This window comes from Amycolatopsis sp. NPDC051102 (assembly GCF_040682815.1).
In the GTDB taxonomy this organism is placed as follows: Bacteria; Actinomycetota; Actinomycetes; order Mycobacteriales; family Pseudonocardiaceae; genus Amycolatopsis.
Map to the genome: position 1 here is coordinate 160,644 of NZ_JBFBBT010000018.1, position 17,931 is coordinate 178,574.

General features: G+C 69.8%; 15 protein-coding genes. 6 read left to right on the forward strand and 9 right to left on the reverse strand.

The window, feature by feature from the left end:
- Nucleotides 1-30 precede the first annotated feature (30 nt).
- Together AB0M93_RS36275 and AB0M93_RS36280 are read left to right on the forward strand one after the other, a co-directional pair.
- Nucleotides 31-885, forward strand: coding sequence for a PaaX family transcriptional regulator C-terminal domain-containing protein (locus AB0M93_RS36275; protein ID WP_364282459.1), 855 nt, complete (start codon nucleotides 31-33; stop codon nucleotides 883-885).
- Between the two features lie 75 nt (nucleotides 886-960).
- Entirely contained in the window at nucleotides 961-1,377 is a 417-nt protein-coding gene (locus AB0M93_RS36280) for a hypothetical protein (RefSeq protein WP_364282461.1), read from the forward strand.
- Nucleotides 1,378-1,414: 37 nt separating this feature from the next.
- Here AB0M93_RS36280 and AB0M93_RS36285 read toward each other — a convergent pair whose 3' ends face one another.
- A complete protein-coding gene (locus AB0M93_RS36285) occupies nucleotides 1,415-1,810 on the reverse strand; it encodes a RidA family protein (RefSeq protein ID WP_364282463.1) in 396 nt (131 codons plus the stop codon).
- 65 nt (nucleotides 1,811-1,875) lie between these two features.
- Between AB0M93_RS36285 and AB0M93_RS36290 the strand changes: the two genes are divergently transcribed.
- Together AB0M93_RS36290 and AB0M93_RS36295 are read left to right on the forward strand one after the other, a co-directional pair.
- Entirely contained in the window at nucleotides 1,876-4,218 is a 2,343-nt protein-coding gene (locus tag AB0M93_RS36290; protein WP_364282466.1) for a bifunctional salicylyl-CoA 5-hydroxylase/oxidoreductase, read from the forward strand.
- The gene (locus tag AB0M93_RS36295) at nucleotides 4,215-5,378 is read left to right on the forward strand and encodes an acyl-CoA dehydrogenase family protein (protein WP_364282468.1); all 1,164 of its coding nucleotides are present in this window, start codon (nucleotides 4,215-4,217) and stop codon (nucleotides 5,376-5,378) included. The genes AB0M93_RS36290 and AB0M93_RS36295 overlap by 4 nt, the downstream gene beginning before the upstream one ends.
- Here AB0M93_RS36295 and AB0M93_RS36300 read toward each other — a convergent pair.
- From AB0M93_RS36300 to AB0M93_RS36335, 8 genes are all read right to left on the reverse strand, one after another.
- Nucleotides 5,326-5,949, reverse strand: a complete 624-nt coding sequence (locus tag AB0M93_RS36300) for a DUF2306 domain-containing protein (protein WP_364282539.1) — start codon at nucleotides 5,947-5,949, stop codon at nucleotides 5,326-5,328. The genes AB0M93_RS36295 and AB0M93_RS36300 overlap by 53 nt on opposite strands.
- Before the next feature lie 184 nt (nucleotides 5,950-6,133).
- Complete coding sequence (locus AB0M93_RS36305; protein ID WP_364282471.1) at nucleotides 6,134-7,537, reverse strand: GH1 family beta-glucosidase; 1,404 nt, start codon at nucleotides 7,535-7,537, stop codon at nucleotides 6,134-6,136.
- Nucleotides 7,538-7,578: 41 nt separating this feature from the next.
- Nucleotides 7,579-8,568, reverse strand: a complete 990-nt coding sequence (locus AB0M93_RS36310) for an ABC transporter ATP-binding protein (RefSeq protein WP_364282473.1) — start codon at nucleotides 8,566-8,568, stop codon at nucleotides 7,579-7,581.
- On the reverse strand, nucleotides 8,565-9,551 hold the full coding sequence (locus tag AB0M93_RS36315; protein WP_364282476.1) for an ABC transporter permease: 987 nt from the start codon (nucleotides 9,549-9,551) through the stop codon (nucleotides 8,565-8,567). Before AB0M93_RS36315 ends, AB0M93_RS36310 begins: the two co-directional genes overlap by 4 nt.
- Nucleotide 9,552: 1 nt before the next feature.
- The gene (locus AB0M93_RS36320) at nucleotides 9,553-10,533 is read right to left on the reverse strand and encodes an ABC transporter permease (protein WP_364282479.1); all 981 of its coding nucleotides are present in this window, start codon (nucleotides 10,531-10,533) and stop codon (nucleotides 9,553-9,555) included.
- Entirely contained in the window at nucleotides 10,530-11,597 is a 1,068-nt protein-coding gene (locus tag AB0M93_RS36325; RefSeq protein WP_364282482.1) for an ABC transporter ATP-binding protein, read from the reverse strand. The genes AB0M93_RS36320 and AB0M93_RS36325 overlap by 4 nt, the downstream gene beginning before the upstream one ends.
- Nucleotides 11,598-11,614: 17 nt before the next feature.
- A complete protein-coding gene (locus tag AB0M93_RS36330) occupies nucleotides 11,615-13,285 on the reverse strand; it encodes an ABC transporter substrate-binding protein (RefSeq protein WP_364282485.1) in 1,671 nt (556 codons plus the stop codon).
- 205 nt (nucleotides 13,286-13,490) lie between these two features.
- Nucleotides 13,491-14,678 (reverse strand): ROK family transcriptional regulator, encoded by a 1,188-nt coding sequence (locus tag AB0M93_RS36335; protein ID WP_364282488.1) that lies wholly within the window; start codon nucleotides 14,676-14,678, stop codon nucleotides 13,491-13,493.
- Nucleotides 14,679-14,811: 133 nt separating this feature from the next.
- Between AB0M93_RS36335 and AB0M93_RS36340 the strand changes: the two genes are divergently transcribed.
- Together AB0M93_RS36340 and AB0M93_RS36345 are read left to right on the forward strand one after the other, a co-directional pair.
- On the forward strand, nucleotides 14,812-16,047 hold the full coding sequence (locus AB0M93_RS36340; RefSeq protein ID WP_364282491.1) for an ROK family transcriptional regulator: 1,236 nt from the start codon (nucleotides 14,812-14,814) through the stop codon (nucleotides 16,045-16,047).
- A gap of 617 nt (nucleotides 16,048-16,664) precedes the next feature.
- Nucleotides 16,665-17,876: a family 16 glycosylhydrolase gene (locus AB0M93_RS36345; protein WP_364282493.1), complete on the forward strand. Its 1,212-nt coding sequence runs from the start codon at nucleotides 16,665-16,667 to the stop codon at nucleotides 17,874-17,876.
- The last annotated feature ends 55 nt before the right edge of the window (nucleotides 17,877-17,931 follow it).

Sequence of the window (17,931 nt, forward strand, 5' to 3'; positions counted from 1 at the left end):
GATCCGGGCGGGAGTTGCTATCGTGGCCCGATGACGGCCGTACCCGACGCAACCGAACTGGACGGCTCCGGCCGGGCAGCCCAGCCGCGTCAGCTGATCGTGACGGTGTACGGCCTCTATTCGCGCACCGAAGGCGGCTGGCTCTCGGTCGCGTCGCTGATCGACCTGCTCGCCGCCGTCGGCGTCGACGAGCCCGCCGTGCGCTCGTCCATCTCCCGGCTGAAGCGCCGCGGGATCCTCGAAGCCGTGCGCCGCGACGCGACGGCGGGCTACGAGCTGTCCGACGAAGCCCGCGAGATCCTGCGCGAAGGCGACGAGCGGATCTTCCGCCGCGGCCGCGCCACCCCGGCCGACGGCTGGCTGCTGGCGGTGTTCTCGGTGCCCGAGACCGAGCGCCACAAGCGCCACCTGCTGCGCGCCCAGCTGGCCAGGATGGGCTTCGGCACGGCGGCCTCCGGCGTCTGGATCGCCCCGGCCCACCTCCACGGCGCAACCGAGGAGGCCCTGTCCCGGCTCGGCCTGGCGGGCTACGCCGACCTGTTCCGCGCGGACCACCTGGCGTTCGGCGACGTCGCGGCGAAGGTCCGCGAGTGGTGGGACCTGGACCGACTGGACGAGCTGTACACGACGTTCCTCGACGAGCACGGCCCGGCACTGCGCCGCTGGCAGCGCCGGACCCCGACCGCGAGCGAAGAGGCGTTCGGCGACTACGTCCGCGTACTGACCGGCTGGCGCCGGATGCCCTACCTCGACCCGGGCCTGCCGGCGGAGTTCCTGCCCCGCGACTGGTCCGGGATCCGCGCGGCGGAGCTGTTCTTCGAGCTGCACGCCAAGCTGGAGACGCCGGCGCGGACGTACGTCGCGAAGGCGATCAATCTCGGCTGACCAGCCCCGATCGGCGGTCCCCGGCCACCTCGGGATGCGGACTAGAATGGCTGCTTCCGGACTCGTGGAGCCTCGATGCCACCTATTCCCGAACAGCCGGTGCCCCAAGATCTGCAGACGGTCCGCCATATTGTCGAAAGGGTCGCAAATTTCAGCCAACCTGTGATCTTTCCCTACTCCGACGGCTCGTACTCGGTCCGGCTCATGTCAGGCCCCGAATCAATCGCCGAGGTCGCGACCGACGGCCACCGCTGGTACCACCGAGAGATCGCCGCTGACAGCTCGGGCGAGCAGCCATCCGTGCTGCGTCAAGCCGAGGCGTTCCTGCGGGCCGACCAGCGGGATTCGGCGCAGCAAGCAGCCGTGTGCGTGGTGCAGTATCTGATCGACCGGCTGTGCGCGACCGTCCGACACCCCGGGTCGCCGATCGAAAGCCGCTTCGACGCCGCCGGAAAACTGTTCTCGATCATGGGGCACCTGAAGGGCGGCTGACGTGCGTTCCCCGTCTTCCGGTCCGCAGCGAGGGCCGTCAACCTCGGCTGAGCACCGCGAAGCCCTGCACCTCGACCAGCGCTTCCTCGTCCCACAGGCGGGCCACGCCGATGCCTGCCATCGCCGGGTACTCCGTGCCCGCGAGGCGCTTCCAGACCTGGCCGATCTCGCGCGCGTGGGCGCGGTAGTCCGCCATGTCGACGATGTAGATCGTCACGCTGCAGAGGTCCGCCGGGGTGCCGCCCGCCGCGCGCAGTGAGGCCAGGAGGTTGCCGAGCGCGCGTTCGAACTGCTCGACGACGCCGTCGCCGACGATGCGGTTCGCCGCGTCCAGCGCGGTCTGCCCGGCGAGGAAGACGACCCGGCCCTCCGCCACCACCGCGTGCGAGAACCCGGACGGCTTGCCCAGCTCCGGCGGGTTGATGCGTTCCATGGGCCCACCGTACGCCATCTTTCGCGTTATTGACGGTCGTACTGGTGACGACATACCCTGGACGCGTGCGAATCGCGGTCATCGGTGGCGGCCCGGCGGGTCTGTACTTCGCCGCGCTCGCGAAGCAGCTCGGTCCCGGCCACGAAATCACCATCTGGGAGCGCAACGCGCCGGACGACACCTTCGGCTTCGGCGTGGTGTTCTCCGACGAGACCCTCGGCGGCATCGAGCACGCCGACGCGGCGGTGCACGAGGCGATGAAGGCCGAATTCGCCCGGTGGGACGACATCGACGTCCACTACCGCGGCACGGTCACCACCTCGGGCGGCCACGGCTTCGCCGCGATGAGCCGCAAGCGCCTGCTCGGCATCCTGCAGAGCCGCTGCGCCGAGCTCGGCGTCGGCCTGCACTTCCGCGAGGAGGCCCCGGCCGACCTCGACGGCTACGACCTGGTCATCGCCGCCGACGGCGTCAACTCGGCGATGCGCGCGCGGTACGCCGAGACGTTCCGGCCGAGCGTCGAGACGCGTCGGTGCCGGTACATCTGGCTGGGCACGGACCTGGTGTTCGACGCCTTCAAGTTCTACGTCCTCGAGACGCCCGCCGGGATCATGCAGATCCACGGCTACCCGTACGGCCGCGACGGCAGCACGTTCATCCTCGAAGTCCAGGAGGACGTCTGGCAGCGGACGTTCGGCCCGATCGCGGCCACGTCGCTGAAGCCCGGCGAGAGCGACGAGAAGTCGATCGCGCTGATCCGCGAACTGTGCGCCGACGTGCTCGACGGCCACCAGGTCATGGCCAACAACTCGAAGTGGGTCTCGTTCGGGACGGTCCGCTGCGAGACGTGGGTGCACGAGAACGTCGTCCTGCTCGGCGACGCCGCGCACACCGCGCACTTCTCCATCGGCTCCGGCACGAAGCTGGCGATGGAGGACGCGCTCGCGCTGGCCGCGTGCCTGCACGAGAACGACGGCGTCGCGGCCGCTCTGAAAGCCTACGAGCTGGAACGGCGGCCGGTCGTCACGTCGACGCAGCGCGCCGCGCAGGCCAGCCTGGAGTGGTTCGAGAACATCGCGCAGTACGCGCACCAGGAGCCGCCGCAGTTCGCGTTCAACATTCTGACGCGCAGCCGCCGCGTCACCTACGACAACCTCCGCCTGCGCGACCCGGAGTTCGCCGCCGAGCTCGACCACTGGTTCGCGCGGCAGCTCGGGACGACGTCGCGGCCGCCGATGTTCCAGCCGTTCTCGCTGGGCGGGCTGGAGCTGCCCAACCGGATCATCGTGTCCCCGATGGACATGTACTCGGCGGTCGACGGCGTGCCGGGCGACTTCCACCTGGTGCACCTGGGCAGCAAAGCCCTCGGCGGGGCCGGGCTGGTGATGACCGAGATGGTCTGCGTCTCGCCCGAAGGCCGGATCACGCCGGGCTGCGGCGGACTGTACACATCGGAACAGGAAGCCGCCTGGAAGCGGGTCGTCGACTTCGTGCACACGCAGACGCCCGCGCGCATCGGTGTCCAGTTGGGACACTCCGGGCGCAAGGGGTCGACGAAACTCATGTGGGACGGCATCGACGAGCCGCTCCCGTCCGGGAACTGGGAAGTCTGCGCTCCTTCGTCGCTGCCGTATTCGGACCGGAACCAGGTCCCGCGCGAGCTGTCCACATCGGAGCTTTCGGAGATTCGTGAGCAGTTCGTCGCGTGCGCCCAGGCTGCGGCCCGCGCCGGGTTCGACGTCCTCGAGCTGCACTGCGCGCACGGCTACCTGCTCTCGTCGTTCCTCTCGCCGCTGACGAACCACCGCACGGATTCCTACGGCGGCTCGCTGGAGAACCGGTTGCGGTTCCCCCTCGAAGTCTTCGACGCGGTGCGGGCGGCCTGGCCGGCCGAGCGGCCGATGACCGTCCGGATCTCGGCGACCGACTGGTGCGAGGGCGGCATCGACGCCGACGACGCCGTCGAGATCGCCCGGGCCTTCGCGTCCCACGGCGCCGCGGGCATCGACGTCTCGACCGGCCAGGTCGTCAGCGAGGAGCGGCCGCAGTACGGCCGCAGCTACCAGACGCCGTACGCCGACCGGATCCGCAACGAAATCGGCGAGGAGTACGGGATCGCGGTGATCGCGGTCGGCGCGATTTCGTCGTACGACGACGTCAATTCGCTCATCCTGGCGGGTCGTGCGGACCTGTGCGCTCTCGGCCGCACACATCTCTATGATCCACAGTGGACGTTGCACGCGGCGGCCGAACAGGGGTACCCGATGGCGTGGCCGAAGCCGTTCGCCCCGGGCAGCCGCAAGCCGCAGACGGGCCGCTCCGACGGGCCGGAGCCGCGTCTCGACCTCGTCCGGTCCGGTCCGGCGGGGACCGCCCACGCCCGCTGGCGACCGGGAGCTTCGTCATGACCTTCACCCTCGATGCCGATCAGCAGTCCTTCGCCGCCGAGGTGCGCCGGCTGGCAGCCGAGCAGCTGCTCCCCCTAGCCGAGTCCGGTGTGGAGGGTGCGGTGAACCGCCCGCTGCTCAAGGCGATGGGCGCACTCGGCTTGCTCGCGCGGCTCTTCCCCGGCGTCGCCTCGGGGAGCCCGTCGAGGCAGGCAGCCGCGACGGACCTGTGCATCCTGCGCGAGAACCTGGCCACCGTGAGCACGGAGGCCGAGACGGCGCTGGCGTTGCAGGGACTGGGAAGTTACCCGGTGCTGCAGTCCGGACAAGACGAACAGGTGGCGCGCTGGCTGCCGGCGGTGGCGGCAGGCGACGCGGTGGCGGCGTTCGCGCTGACGGAACCGGACGCGGGCTCGGACGCGGCAGCGCTGTCCCTGGCGGCGGAGCCCGACGGCGACGGCTGGCGGCTCACCGGCACGAAGATGTGGATCTCCAACGCCCCGGAAGCCGACTTCTACACGGTGTTCGCCCGCACGACGCCGGGCGCGGGCTCCCGCGGCGTGAGCGCGTTCGTCGTCCCGGGTGACCGCGCGGGCCTGTCCGGCGAGCACCTGGACCTGGTGAGCCCGCACCCGATCGGCACGGTGACGTTCGACGGCGTCGAGGTCCGGCGCGAGGAGCTGCTCGGCGAGGAGAACCGCGGTTTCGCCGTGGCGATGCGGACGCTGGACCTGTTCCGCCCGAGCGTCGGAGCGTTCGCGGTCGGCATGGCCCAGGCGGCGCTGGACGCGGCGGTGGCCCACACGAGTTCACGTGAGGCGTTCGGCGGGCCGTTGATCAAGCAGCAGGCGGTGGCGCACACGCTCGCCGAGATGGCCACCCGGACAGAAGCCGCCCGGCTGCTGGTGTACGCGGCCGCGGGCGCGTACGACGCCGGGGAACAGAACCTCGGCGGCCGCGCGGCGATGGCGAAGCTGTTCGCGACGGAGGCGGCGCAGTTCGTCGTCGACTCGGCGGTCCAGCTGCACGGCGCCCGCGCACTGCGGCGCGGGCACCTGCTGGAGCACCTGTACCGGGAGGTCCGGGCGCCGCGGATCTACGAAGGCGCGTCGGAGATCCAGCGGACGATCATCGCGCGGTGGCTGGCTTCTTCGGCTTCCGGTCGAGCCACCACTGGCTGAGCAGCAGCAACGTCAGCACGCTCATCGTGCCCGACAGCGTCGAGGCCGCTTGGATGAGCGCGCCCTTCTCCGGGTACCACGGGCCGAGGCCCAGGAACGCCAACGGGGCATACACCCGGCTCAGCAGGGTGTTCATGGTCATCGCGAAGCTCCGGACCATCCACTTCCGGTGGTCGGCGTACCGGCGCCGCCGGATCGCCCGCCAGCCCGAGATGGTGAAGCCGAGCCACAACAACGCGGCGGCGACGTTCAGCGCGCCGGCGGCGGGACCGAACGGGCTGAACAAACCGATGGTCAGCGCCATCAGTGCCGACGGAATCGCCCCGGCGAAGACGTAGACACGGCCTATCCTGCGGTGGACTATCGGATGCGTCCGGCGCAGCCAGGGCCAGATCTGCAGGATGACGCCGACGATGGCCACGCTGCCGAAGAGGATGTGCCCGACGAGGAACCAGTAGTGCGCGGGAAAACCGGCAGGCGCGGGAACGCGCGACCGCGCCGGGTCGAAAGTGAGGTAAGGCGGCACCGAATAGGCGAGGAACACGGCGACGACCAGGGCGAGCGGCACCACCCACGGCCGCCGCCACCACTTCGGTTCCGGCTGAACGGATGCGGGTCTGAGTTCCGTGCGGACGGTCATGGCTCTCCCCCGAGTCGCCGGGCAGGGACTTCTCCCGGTCGACGCTAGGGACCTCCCGAAGGGCCGGCCATGGGGTGGGCCACCACAACCCTGGTAGGGCCCACCCCACCGCCGTTCAGCTACCCCGGACCCGGCGGACCGTGTCGCGGTAGAAGTACCCGCTCTGCTTGATCGTCCGCTGCTGCGTCTCGTAGTCGACCCGGATCAGCCCGAACCGCTTCGCGTACCCGTACGCCCACTCGAAGTTGTCCAAAAGGGACCAGGCGAAGTACCCCCGCACGTCCGCACCCGCCTGGCGGGCCGCCGCCACCGCGGCGATGTGCGAGGCCAGGTAGGCCGTGCGGGCGTCGTCGCGGACGAAGCCCGATGAGTCCGGGTCGTCGTCGAACGCCGAGCCGTTCTCCGTGATGTACATCGGCAGGCCCGGGTAGTCGCGGCCCAGGCGCGTCAGCAGCTCGGTGAACTTGCCTGGGAGGATCTCCCAGCCCATCGCCGTCGTCGGCTCGCCGAACGGGACCACCCGGGACGCCGGGGCGCCGTCCGCGTCCACCGCGGACCCCGATTCGTCCACTCCGGAAAACTGCTGGCCGAAGTAGTAGTTGACGCCCAGGAAGTCCAGCGGCGTCGAGATCACGTCGAGGTCGCCGTCCTGGACCGGGAGCTTGACGCCGCGGTCGGCCAGGTCGTCCACCACGTCCGCCGGGTAGCGGCCGTGGACCAGGGGGTCCAGGTAGATGCGGACGCCGAGGCCGTCCGCCTGACGAGCCGCGCGGACGTCCTCCGGGGAGTCCGTTGCCGGGTCGGCCGTGCACATGTTGAGCGTGATGCCGAACTGCGTGTCCGCCGGGGCGGCCTCACGCATGCGCTGCACCGCCAGCCCGTGGCCCAGCAGCAGGTGGTGCACCGCGTGCAACCCCGCCGCGTAGTCGCGGCGGCCCGGGGCCATCACGCCGTGCACGTACCCGTGCATCGCCGAGCACCACGGCTCGTTCAGTGTCGTCCAGTGCCGGACCCGGTCGGAAAGCCGGTCGAACACCAGCATCGCGTAGTCCGCGAACCGGTACGCCGTGTCGCGGGCCGGCCAGCCGCCCGCGTCCTCCAGTTCCTGCGGGAGGTCCCAGTGGTACAGCGTCAGCCACGGCGTGATGCTGCGGCTCAGCGTCTCGTCGACGAGCCGGTCGTAGAAGCCGATGCCCGCCTCGTTGACGCCGCCGCGGCCCCGCGGCTGGACCCGGGGCCACGCCACGGAAAACCGGTAGGTGTCCGCTCCGAGCGAGCTCACCAGCTCGATGTCGGACGGCATCCGGTGGTAGTGGTCGCACGCCACGTCACCGTTGTCGTTGTTGTCGATCGCCCACGGCACCTGGCAGAAGGTGTCCCAAATGGACGGCGTGCGCCCGTCTTCGGCGACCGCCCCTTCGATCTGGTACGCGGCGGTGGCCACGCCCCAGCGGAAGTCCGGCGGCAGGGTGTCGATCAGCGCCTGCTGTTCGGCGGTCGCGGCGGTGGTCTCGGTCAAGGCAGCACTCCTCCAGTGGTACCGGACAGGGCGGACGGCGTTCAGGGGGCGACGGGGTGCAGCCAGCACGCCACCTCGCGCGCCGGGTCGCCGGGCGTGCCCAGCAGCGGCACGCGGTCGGGACACGGCTCGAAAGCCTTGGGACACCGCGGGTGGAACGCGCAACCGGACGGCATCCCGCGCGTGTCCGGCGGCGATCCGGGGATCCCGGCCAGCTCGCGCCGCGGCCCCCGCAGCGCGGGGAACGAGTTCAGCAGGCCGTGGCTGTACGGGTGCAGCGCGTCCCGGTAGAGGTCCGCCGCCGGCGCCTGTTCGACGATCCGGCCGCCGTACATGATCGCGATCCGGTCCGAGAACTCCACCAGCAGCGAAAGGTCGTGCGTGATGAACAGGACCGAGAAGCCCAGCCGCTCCCGCAGTTCGACGAGCTGGCCGAGGATCTGCCGCTGCATCACGACGTCCAGCGCGGTGGTCGGCTCGTCCATGATGACGATCCGCGGCTCCAGCGCGAGCGCCATCGCGATCATCACGCGCTGCCGCATGCCGCCGGAGAGCTGGTGCGGGTACGCCTCCAGCCGGTCGGCCGAGATGCCGACCAGCTTCAGCAGGTCCTTCGCGCGGGCGACCCGGCCCGTCTTCGTCGACCGCGGTTCGTGCGCCTTGATGACGTCGACGAGCTGCGTGACGACCTTGTGCACCGGGTTCAGCGAGTTCATCGCGCCCTGGAACACGATGGACGTCTCAGCCCACCGGAAGTCCCGCAGCTGCTTGTCCGTCAGCTTCAGCACGTCGTAGGGATCGCCGTCCGCGGGGTGGTAGATCACCTCGCCACCGCGGATGACGCCCGGCGGCGCGAGCAGCCGCGTCAACCCGTAGGCCAAAGTGGACTTGCCGCTGCCGCTTTCCCCGGCCAGGCCGAGGACCTCGCCGCGGTGCAGCGTCAGGTGCACGTCCCGGACCGCGCGCACGGCCTCGGCGCCGACGCCGTAGTCGACGTCCAGGCCCTTGATCTCCAGCACCGGGTCCATCATGGCTGTTCCTCCCGCCCCAGCACGGGGGTGAAGCCCACGCGCATCCGATGCGTCTTCCCGTCGGCACCCTTCACGCGGGCCTTGCCGGAGCCGCGCAGCCGCGGGCTGACGAACTCGTCGATGCCGAAGTTGAGCAGGGACAACGCCGTGCCGAGGATGGCGATCGCCAGCCCGGCCGGCACGAACCACCACCACGCGCCCTGCGCGAGGGCCTGCTGGCTCTGCGCCCAGAACAGGATCGTGCCCCAGTTCCAGTTGGACAGCCCGGAGACGCCGACGAAGGCCAGCGTGATTTCCGACATCACGGCGAAGATCACCGTGCCAACGAAGCTGGACGCGATCACCGCGGTCAGGTTCGGCAGGATCTCGAAGAAGATGATCCGCCACGTCGACTCGCCGGTGGCCCGGGCCGCTTCGACGTACTCGCGCCCCCGCAACGAAAGCGTCTGCGCTCTGAGGACTCGCGCGCCCCACGCCCACGACGTGAAGCCGATGATCACCGCCACCAGGATGTCGCCGCCGGTGGGCACCGCGCTGCCGATGATGATGATCAGCGGCAGGGCCGGGATCACCAGGAACACATTGGACAGTGCCGACAGCCCTTCGCCCGGCGTGCCGCCGAGGTACCCGGACGTCACGCCGACGATCACCGCGAGGATCGTCGCCACGATCCCGGCGGCCAGCCCGACCAGCATGACGCTGCGCGTGCCGACCACCACCTGGCTGAAGATGTCCTGGCCGAGGTGGGTGGTGCCGAACCAGTGCCGTGCCGACGGCGATTCCAGCAGGTCGCTGCTGCGCGCCGACGGGTCGTACGGCGCGATCCAGTCGCCGATGATCGCGATCACCAGGAAGAACCCGATGACGACGACACCGCTGACGGTCTTGCCGCCGGTGAGGAACCGGAAGCGGCGCCGGCGCGCGGCCACCGCTTCGAGCGGGAGGGCCTGGGCGGCCTTGACGTCCGCCGCGGGTACGGCCATGTCAGCCCTCCTTCCGGGTGCGCGGGTCGAGCGCCAGGTAGGCGACGTCGGCGAACAGGTTCGCCACCAGCACCGACAGCGTGATGATCAGGAAGATGCCCTGCATCAGCGGGTAGTCCTGCGAGCCGACGGCCTGGAACAGCTGGTAGCCGACGCCGGGGTAGGAGAAGACGATCTCCACCAGCAGCGTGCCGCCGACGATGAAGCCCAGGGCCAGCGCGAAGCCGGACACGCTGGGCAGCAGCGCGTTGCGCGCCGCGTACCCGATCATCACCCGGCGTTCCGGCAGGCCCTTGGCGTGCGCGACGGTCACGTAGTCCTCCGACGCGACGGTGACCATCATGTTCCGCATGCCCAGGATCCAGCTGCCCATCGAGCTGATCAGGATGGTCAGCGCGGGCAGCAGGCTGTGCTGGATCGCGCTGCCGATGAAGGAGCCGTCCCAGCCCGGGATGGTGCCCGGGTCGTACCCGCCGGACGACGGGAAGAAGCTGCCCGGGCCGGCCAGCAGCGTCAGCGCGATCAGGCCGAGCCAGAAGTACGGGATGGACGACAGGAACGTCGTCACCGGCAGCAGGCCGTCGACCCACGAGCCGCGCTTCCAGCCGGCGACCACGCCGAGCCCGGTGCCGATCGCGAAGCCGACGACCGTGGTGATGCCGACCAGGATGATCGTCCACGGCAGACTGTCGGTGAGCAGGTCGGACACCGGCGTCGGGAAGAACGTGAACGAGATCCCGAGGTCGCCGCGGAAGAGCTGGCCCCAGTAGTCGAAGTACTGGGAGATCAGGCTTTCGTTCTTGTCCAGTCCGAACAGGACGTACAGCGACTGGATGGCGTCCGCGCTGATCATGCCCTGGTTCTTGGCGATCAGCGACTGCACCGGGTCGCCCGGGATCAGCCGCGGGATGAAGAAGTTGATGGTGACGGCGGCCCACGCGGTGAAGACGTAGAAGGCGAACCGTTGCAGCAGGAACCTCATCGGGCGGCTCCGTCGTAGAGCCAGCACGCGGCCCAGTGACCGGGCGCGTCGCCGACGTCGAAGCGCGGCGGCAGGTCGGTCTTGCACCGTTCCATCGCCACGGGGCAGCGCGGGTGGAACCGGCAGCCCGGCGGCGGGTCGATCAGGCTCGGCGGTTCGCCGGACCCGCGTTCGGCCGGCGTCTCGCCCGGGCCACCGCCGCCCGCGATCCGGTCCGGGTCCGGCGCGGATTCGATCAGGAGCCGGGTGTACGGGTGCGCCGGCCGCTGCGTAATGGTTTCGCTGTCGCCGCCTTCGACCATCCGGCCCGCGTACATCACCATGGTCTCGTCGGCGAAGTAGCGCGCGGACGCGATGTCGTGCGTGATGTACAGGATGGCCAGGTGCAGCCGTTCCTTGAGGTCGCGCAGCAGGTTCAGCACCCCGAGCCGGATGGAGACGTCCAACATGGACACCGGCTCGTCGGCCAGCAGGGCCTCCGGGTCGGCACCGAGGGCCCGCGCGATCGCGACGCGCTGGCGCTGTCCGCCGGACAGCTCGTGCGGGAACTTGTCGATGTACCGCTCGGGCGGGGTCATCTGGACGCGGGCGAGCAGCTCGTGCAGTGCCTTTTCGAGGTCGTCACCCGCCCGGCCGTGGATCTTCAGCGCCCGCGTGAGGTGGTAGCGCACGGTGTGCACCGGGTTCAGCGACGCGAACGGGTCCTGGAAGATCATCTGCACCCGGCGGGCGTACGCGCGGAACGCCCGGCCGTGCTTGACGTTCACCGTCTCGCCGTGCAGCCGGATGTCACCGCCGGTGCGAGGGTAGAGGCCCGCGAGCATGCGCGCGACCGTCGACTTGCCGGAGCCGGACTCGCCGACCAGTGCGGTGACGCGGCCCCGCCGGAGCGTCAGGCTCACGTCGTCGACGGCCTGGATGGCGCGGCGCGGACCGGTCAGCGCGGCCCGGCCCTTGCGGCGGACCGGGAAGTGTTTCGTCAGGCCCGCGGCTTCGAGGACCACGGGGAGGTCCCCCTCCGACCCGACGGCGACGGGGTCGGAGGGGGACTGCTCGGTCGTCACAGCTGAATCCGCCATCGTCAGGCCGCGGGCTTGAGGTGCAGGACGATGTCGAGCGCGTTGCGCAGCGTCGGCTGGGCCGGCGCGTACGGGTTGGCGTCGTCGGGCCAGCCGACCCAGTTCTTCGTGCTGTACTCGCCGCCGGAGTTGGCCGCCGACGTCGGGATCATCGGCTGCTGCTCGATCATGATCTTCTGCAGCGTCGCCATGGCCGCGGTGCGGGCGGCGTCGTCCTCGGCGTTCGCGTAGGTCTCGAGCGCCTTGGTCGCCTCGTCGTTCTTGTAGCGGCCGTAGTTGCCGTTGATGCCACCCTGGCCGGTCGGCTTGTAGCGGTTGCCGTCCATGACGTCGCGGTACATGTCGTACGGCGTCGACCCGTCGTTGGTCCAGTGCATCAGGCCCTCGAAGTCACCGGTGTCGACCGACTTCATCCACGCGTCCTGGTTCATCTTGTCGACCGTGGCGGTGATGCCGATCTGCGCCAGGTTGTCCTTGATGATCTCCAGGTCGGTGATGTAGTCCGACCAGCCCGACGGGACGGTGAGCTTGATGGTGACCGGCTTGCCACTCGGGTCGGCCAGCTTGTCGCCGTTGTACTTGTAGCCGGCGCCGGTCAGCAGCGCCTTCGCGCCCGGGACGTCGACCTTGACCGACTGGCCCTTGTACTGCGGCGCGATGAACGGGTCCCCCGCCGGCGTCGGGATGCCGGTGACCTGGTCGTTCTTCGGGTAGAAGTAGCCGGCTTCGCCCTGGTTGAAGACGTCGTCGCGGTTGATCACCTTGTTGATGGCCTGGCGCAGCTTCGGGTCGTTCCACGGCGCCTTTTCGGTGTTGAACCACAGGCCGTGCACGGCCAGCTGCGCGGGGAACCACAGCTTGTAGTGCTGCGGGTCCTTGTTGGTGTAGACGGCCTTGTAGTTCGGGATGAACACGAAGCTCCACTCGGCAGCCCCGTTGACCAGCGCGCTGACCTGCGCGTTGTTGTCGGTGTAAGAGGTGTAGCGGATCTCCTTGACCTTCGGCGCTTCCTGCCAGTAGCCGTCGCGCCGGGTGACGATCATGGTCTGCGGAGTCGCCGACTTGAGCGTGTACGGCCCGGTGCCGATCGGGTTCTTCACGAGGTCGAGCGCCGGGTCCTTGATGCCCTGCCAGACGTGCTTGGGCACGACGAGGGTCTGCAGGATCTTGACCTGGTTGACGAACTGCGAGCCGTCGAAGCCCAGGGTGACCTGGTTGCCGGCCGCGGCGATGTCCTTGTACGGCACGGCGTCGACGTTCAGCGCCTTGTTGTCGCGCAGCAGCTGGAAGGTGTAGGCGACGTCCTCGGCGGTCATCGGCTGGCCGTCGGAGAACTTGACGCCGTCACGGACGGTCAGGACCAGCTTCTTGTAGTTGTCCGACCAGTCCCACTTGGTGGCCAGCCACGGCTTGCCCGGTTCCTGCGGCTTGACGCGGTTCAGCATCACCAGGGGCTCGTAGATCATCCACCGGTAGCCCATGTTGGACAGGGCGGAGGTCTCCAGGAACGGGTTGTTGTTCTCGGCCTGCGGGCCGTCCGGCTTGCCGACGTTCAGCACGGCGTCCGGGTTGCTCTGGGCGGCGTTCGTGCTGCTGCTGCCGCCGCACGCGGTCAGGCCGCCTAGGGCCATCACGGCTGCTAGCGCTGCGACGACGGAGCGCTTGACTCGCATCGGTTCCTCCTGGTCATCGACGACTACTTGCTGTCGACTGGTAGCGAGCCCCGACCGCCGGCGACCGAACGACGCCCCGAAGTCAACCCGGGTGACTCGGGTCACGTCAATAACACGGCGGTAACTTTTTGGACCTAAGTTTAAGTGCTGAAAGAACTGGCGGTCTGGACCTGTTGATCGAACTACTCCTTGCGACGCAAGGGTTTCAGCCGACGCGGCCACCGTTCGCCAGCAGCTGGGCGATCGGCAGCGTCGCGGCACCGAGCGCGACCGCCTCGGGCCCGAGCCGCCCGAGGACCACCTCGGTGCGCTCGGCCAGGTAGCCGAGGGCGTGCCGGCCGACGGCGTCCCGGACCGCGGGGAGGATCGCCTGTCCCATGATCGCCCCCGCCGAGCCGGAAAGCACCACCCGGTCGGGGCTGAGCAGGTTGATCAGGTTGGCGATGCCGATCCCGAGGTACTCGCCGGTCTCGGCCAGCACGTCGGCGGCCGGGCCGCCACCTTGGGCTTCGGCGACGATCCGGACGAGTTCGACGTCGCTTTCGTCCCCGATGACCGGTTCCTTGCCGGCCCGGACGGCGTACTCGCGGACGACGGCCTCGGTGCCGACGTAGGCCTCCAGGCAGCCGTGGGACCCGCACCGGCAGGCCGCCCCGGCCGCCTTGACGACGGTGTGCCCCCACTCGCTGGTCGTGATGCCCGGGTGCGAGCGCCCGGCCGTCGCGACGGCGGCCCCGACCCCCACGCCGAGCAGGGCGACGATGGCGCGTTCGGCGCCACGGCCGGCACCCCGCCAGGTCTCGGCCTGGCCCAGGGTGCGGGCGCGGTTGTCCAGGTGCAGGGGCGCCCGGATGTGCGGGTGGATCAGTTCGGCGAAGTTCACGCCCTGCCAGCCGAGCGTCGGCGCGTGCACGATCCCGCCGTCGCGGACCGCGCCCGGGACGCCGATGCCGACGCCGAACACCGCGTCCGGCTCGCCGTCTTCGAGCACTTCGGCGATGCCGGTGCGCACCAGCCCGGCCACTTCGTCCGGATCGAGCCGGGTGCCGACGAGCGGGTGGCGGACCGTGCCGAGGGTACCGAGCGCGCAGTCGAAGAGACCGACCTCGACGTGCGTCTCGCTGACGTCGACGCCCACGACGTGCCCGAACTCCGGCCGCACCGCCAGCAGCGTCCGCGGCCGCCCGCCGTCCGATTCGACCGATCCGGCCTCGGCGACGACGCCGTCGGCGATGAGCTCGGAGACGACGTTGGTAACGGTGGCGGCCGACAGACCCGATTCAGCTACCAGTTCCAGTCTGCTGACGGGGCCGCGGAGGTAGAGCGAGGAGAGCAGTGCCGCGCGGTTGTGCCGTCTGAGGTCACGGGTCGTCTGGCGCACCACCTGGGTCACCGGGAGGATTCTGCCAGAAGGTGACCCCGCCACCATCGGTTCGGGACTTAGTTCACCACTTAATACATAGCCACAACTTACGGTGATCAGGCATCCTGTCAGTGAGCCGGTAAGAAGTTAGATGGGTTGCCACATGGCGAGCAAGCGCACCACCGTCCGTGACCTGCGGCGGCACAACCGATCCCTGCTGCTGTCGAAACTGTACTTCGACGGCCCGCTGTCGCGGCACGAACTGAGCCAGCTCACCGGATTGAGTGCGGCCACGGTGAGCAACGTGACCGCCGAACTGGGCGAAGAACGCCTGATCACCGAAGCCGGCCAGGTCGAATCGGACGGCGGCCGGCCACGGGTGCTGCTGCGCGTCGACCCGGCGTACGGGCACGTCGCGGGCGTCGACATCGGGGAGACGGGCGTCAAGGTCGAGCTGTTCGACCTGGCGATGAACCGCCTGGCGACGGTCGAGCACCCCCTGCCGAAGGCGCCGGACCCGGCAACGGCGGTCGAGCAGGTGACGTCGGGGCTGCGCGAGGTGTTCGCGAGCGCGGGCATCGACGAATCGGCCGTACTGGGCGTCGGCATCGGCGTGCCGGGCACGGTCGAGCAGGGCTCACGGGTGCTGGTCCACGCCCCGACGGTGGGCTGGGACGGGGTGCCGTTCGCCGCGCTGCTGCTCGAGGCCGGCGTCGGGTTGCCGCTGTTCATCGACAACGGCGCGAAGACGCAGGGCCAGGCGGAGATGTGGTTCGGCGCGGGCCGCGGGGCGCGCCACGCGGTGATAGCACTGCTCGGCTCGGGCGTCGGAGCAGCGGTGGTGACGGACGGAACGACGTACCGCGGCTCGACGAGCAGCGCGGGCGAGTGGGGCCACACGACGATCGCGTACGGCGGCCAGGAGTGCCGCTGCGGCTCCCGCGGCTGCCTCGAGGCGTACATCGGCGCGGGCGCGGTCCTGGCGCGCTACCGCCGGGCACGCGGCAAGGACATCGCGGGCGAGGACGAGCAGGCCCAGTTTTCGGCACTGCTGTCCGCGGCGGACAAGTCGAAGACGGCGGCCCGCGTGCTGGAGGAAACGGCGGGCTACCTGGGCGCGGGCATCGCCAACTTGATCAACTTGTTCAACCCGGAGCGCATCGTGATCGGCGGCTGGGCGGGCTTGGCCCTGGGCGAGCAGCTCCTCCCCCGAATCCGCGCGGCGGCGGGCGAGCACGCACTGCGCCACCCGTTCAGCCAGACATCGATCCAGCTGGGCTCCCTGGGCCTGGACGCGGTGGCAACGGGCGCGGCAACGCTACCGGTGGCGGACCTGCTGGAGCAGGGAGCAACCCCACGCATCGCCAAGCCGGCAGCACCCAACTCCGACGCGGCTTGACCCGGCTTGAACTGACCGGACCTGAACCCGACCTGACTTCAGCAGCCCGCCCTCGCCGGACGGCGGCGCAAGCCGCCCCTCCCACCCCCAACGCACGCGAGGGGTCACGAAAACCGGCACCGACGAGCACCCAGACCTCCCCCGCACCCCGATCCGAAGCCAGAACACGGCCGGCAGCACCGGGTCAAGGCACGCTTTCCCGCCTTGACGCGGTGTTGCCGGCCGTAGTCACAATGACAGCTTCGGGGTGCCGGAGGGGCACGACCGATCAGCGCGAGCCAGAGAACACAGGTGCGTCTGAAGCGGAATCGCAGCAACCGCCGTGCCCCACTGACCGGTAACCAGCGCCGCAACCGCTCACCCCCCTTCCACCAACCCTTAATTCGGGTTGAAAAAAATGACCCGCGCGAGTGTTGCCCGGCTTGTCTGGACCATGCATACTTTGTTGCCAGGCACAACAAAGGCACCCAAACCCGCCGCCGCCCACGCCCCGGGCTTCGGCGAACACACGCACGGCCACGCCTGCCGCCGCCCCGGCGTGCGCGGCCACCTCCCCTCCCCCGCGTTCCGTGCTGCGCGCGGAACGCCGGTCCCCCACGGTGAGAGAGGCGACAACGATGTCCACCTCCAAGAAGAACCGCTGGGCGGCACTCCTCGCCGCCTGCGCACTGGTCGTTCTGGGCCAGCAGGTCCTCACGGCGGCCCCAGCGGAAGCAGCGGCCACCTTCACCGACGACTTCGACGGCCCGGCGGGCGCCGCCGTCGACGGGTCGAAGTGGCAGCTCGAAACCGGCGACAACGTCAACAACCACGAACGGCAGTACTACACCTCCGGCACCAACAACGCCCAGCTCGACGGCCAGGGCCACCTCGTCATCACCGCCAAGAAGGAAAACCCCGGCAACTACAACTGCTGGTACGGCCGCTGCGAGTACACCTCGGCCCGGCTCAACACCGCCGGCAAGTTCAGCCAGGCCTACGGCCACTTCGAGACGCGCATGAAACTCCCTCGCGGGCAGGGCATGTGGCCCGCGTTCTGGATGCTCGGCGGCGGGAACTGGCCCACCGACGGCGAAATCGACATCATGGAGAACGTCGGGTTCGAGCCGAACACGGTGCACGGCACCATCCACGGCCCCGGCTACTCCGGCTCCGGCGGCATCGGCGCGGCCTACAACGGCCCGAACTTCTCCGACGACTTCCACACCTACGCCATCGACTGGGCGCCCAACCAGATCAAGTGGTACGTCGACGGCAACCTGTACCAGACGCGCACGCCGGCGGACCTCAACGGCAACCGCTGGGTGTACGACCACAACTTCTTCGTCATCATGAACCTCGCCGTCGGCGGGTACTGGCCCGGCGATCCCAACAGCAGCACGCAGTTCCCGCAGCAGCTGGTCGTCGACTACGTGCACGTCACGAACTCCTCGAGCCAGGGCGGCGGCCGGACCGGCACGATCACCGGCATCGGCGGCAAGTGCGTCGACGTCGCCGGCGCGAACAGCGCCAACGGCACGCCGATCCAGATCACCGACTGCAACGGCAACGCCGCGCAGAGCTGGACCGTCGGCACCGACGGCACGATCCGCGCCCTCGGCAAGTGCATGGACGTCTCGGGCGCCGGCACCGCGGACGGCACGGCGTTGCAGCTCTACGACTGCAACGGCACCGCCGCGCAGAAGTGGGCCATCTCCGGCGCGAAGGACATCGTGAACCCCAACGCGAACAAGTGCCTTGACGCGGCCGGCAACTCCAGCGCGAACGGCACCCGCCTGCAGATCTGGACCTGCACCGGCGGCGCCAACCAGAAGTGGACCACGCCCTGACCCACCCCCGCTCGTGAGTGGTAAGGCGAGTTAGAACTCGCCTTACCACTCACGA

Excerpts from the sequence above, each read along its gene's own strand:
- AB0M93_RS36275 (WP_364282459.1), top strand. The coding sequence starts at position 31 with ATGACGGCCGTACCCGACGCAACCGAACTGGACGGCTCCGGCCGGGCA.
- AB0M93_RS36280 (WP_364282461.1), top strand. The coding sequence starts at position 961 with ATGCCACCTATTCCCGAACAGCCGGTGCCCCAAGATCTGCAGACGGTC.
- AB0M93_RS36285 (WP_364282463.1), bottom strand. The coding sequence starts at position 1,810 with ATGGAACGCATCAACCCGCCGGAGCTGGGCAAGCCGTCCGGGTTCTCG.
- AB0M93_RS36295 (WP_364282468.1), top strand. The coding sequence starts at position 4,215 with ATGACCTTCACCCTCGATGCCGATCAGCAGTCCTTCGCCGCCGAGGTG.
- AB0M93_RS36310 (WP_364282473.1), bottom strand. The coding sequence starts at position 8,568 with ATGATGGACCCGGTGCTGGAGATCAAGGGCCTGGACGTCGACTACGGC.
- AB0M93_RS36315 (WP_364282476.1), bottom strand. The coding sequence starts at position 9,551 with ATGGCCGTACCCGCGGCGGACGTCAAGGCCGCCCAGGCCCTCCCGCTC.
- AB0M93_RS36320 (WP_364282479.1), bottom strand. The coding sequence starts at position 10,533 with ATGAGGTTCCTGCTGCAACGGTTCGCCTTCTACGTCTTCACCGCGTGG.
- AB0M93_RS36330 (WP_364282485.1), bottom strand. The coding sequence starts at position 13,285 with ATGCGAGTCAAGCGCTCCGTCGTCGCAGCGCTAGCAGCCGTGATGGCC.
- AB0M93_RS36340 (WP_364282491.1), top strand. The coding sequence starts at position 14,812 with ATGGCGAGCAAGCGCACCACCGTCCGTGACCTGCGGCGGCACAACCGA.
- AB0M93_RS36345 (WP_364282493.1), top strand. The coding sequence starts at position 16,665 with ATGTCCACCTCCAAGAAGAACCGCTGGGCGGCACTCCTCGCCGCCTGC.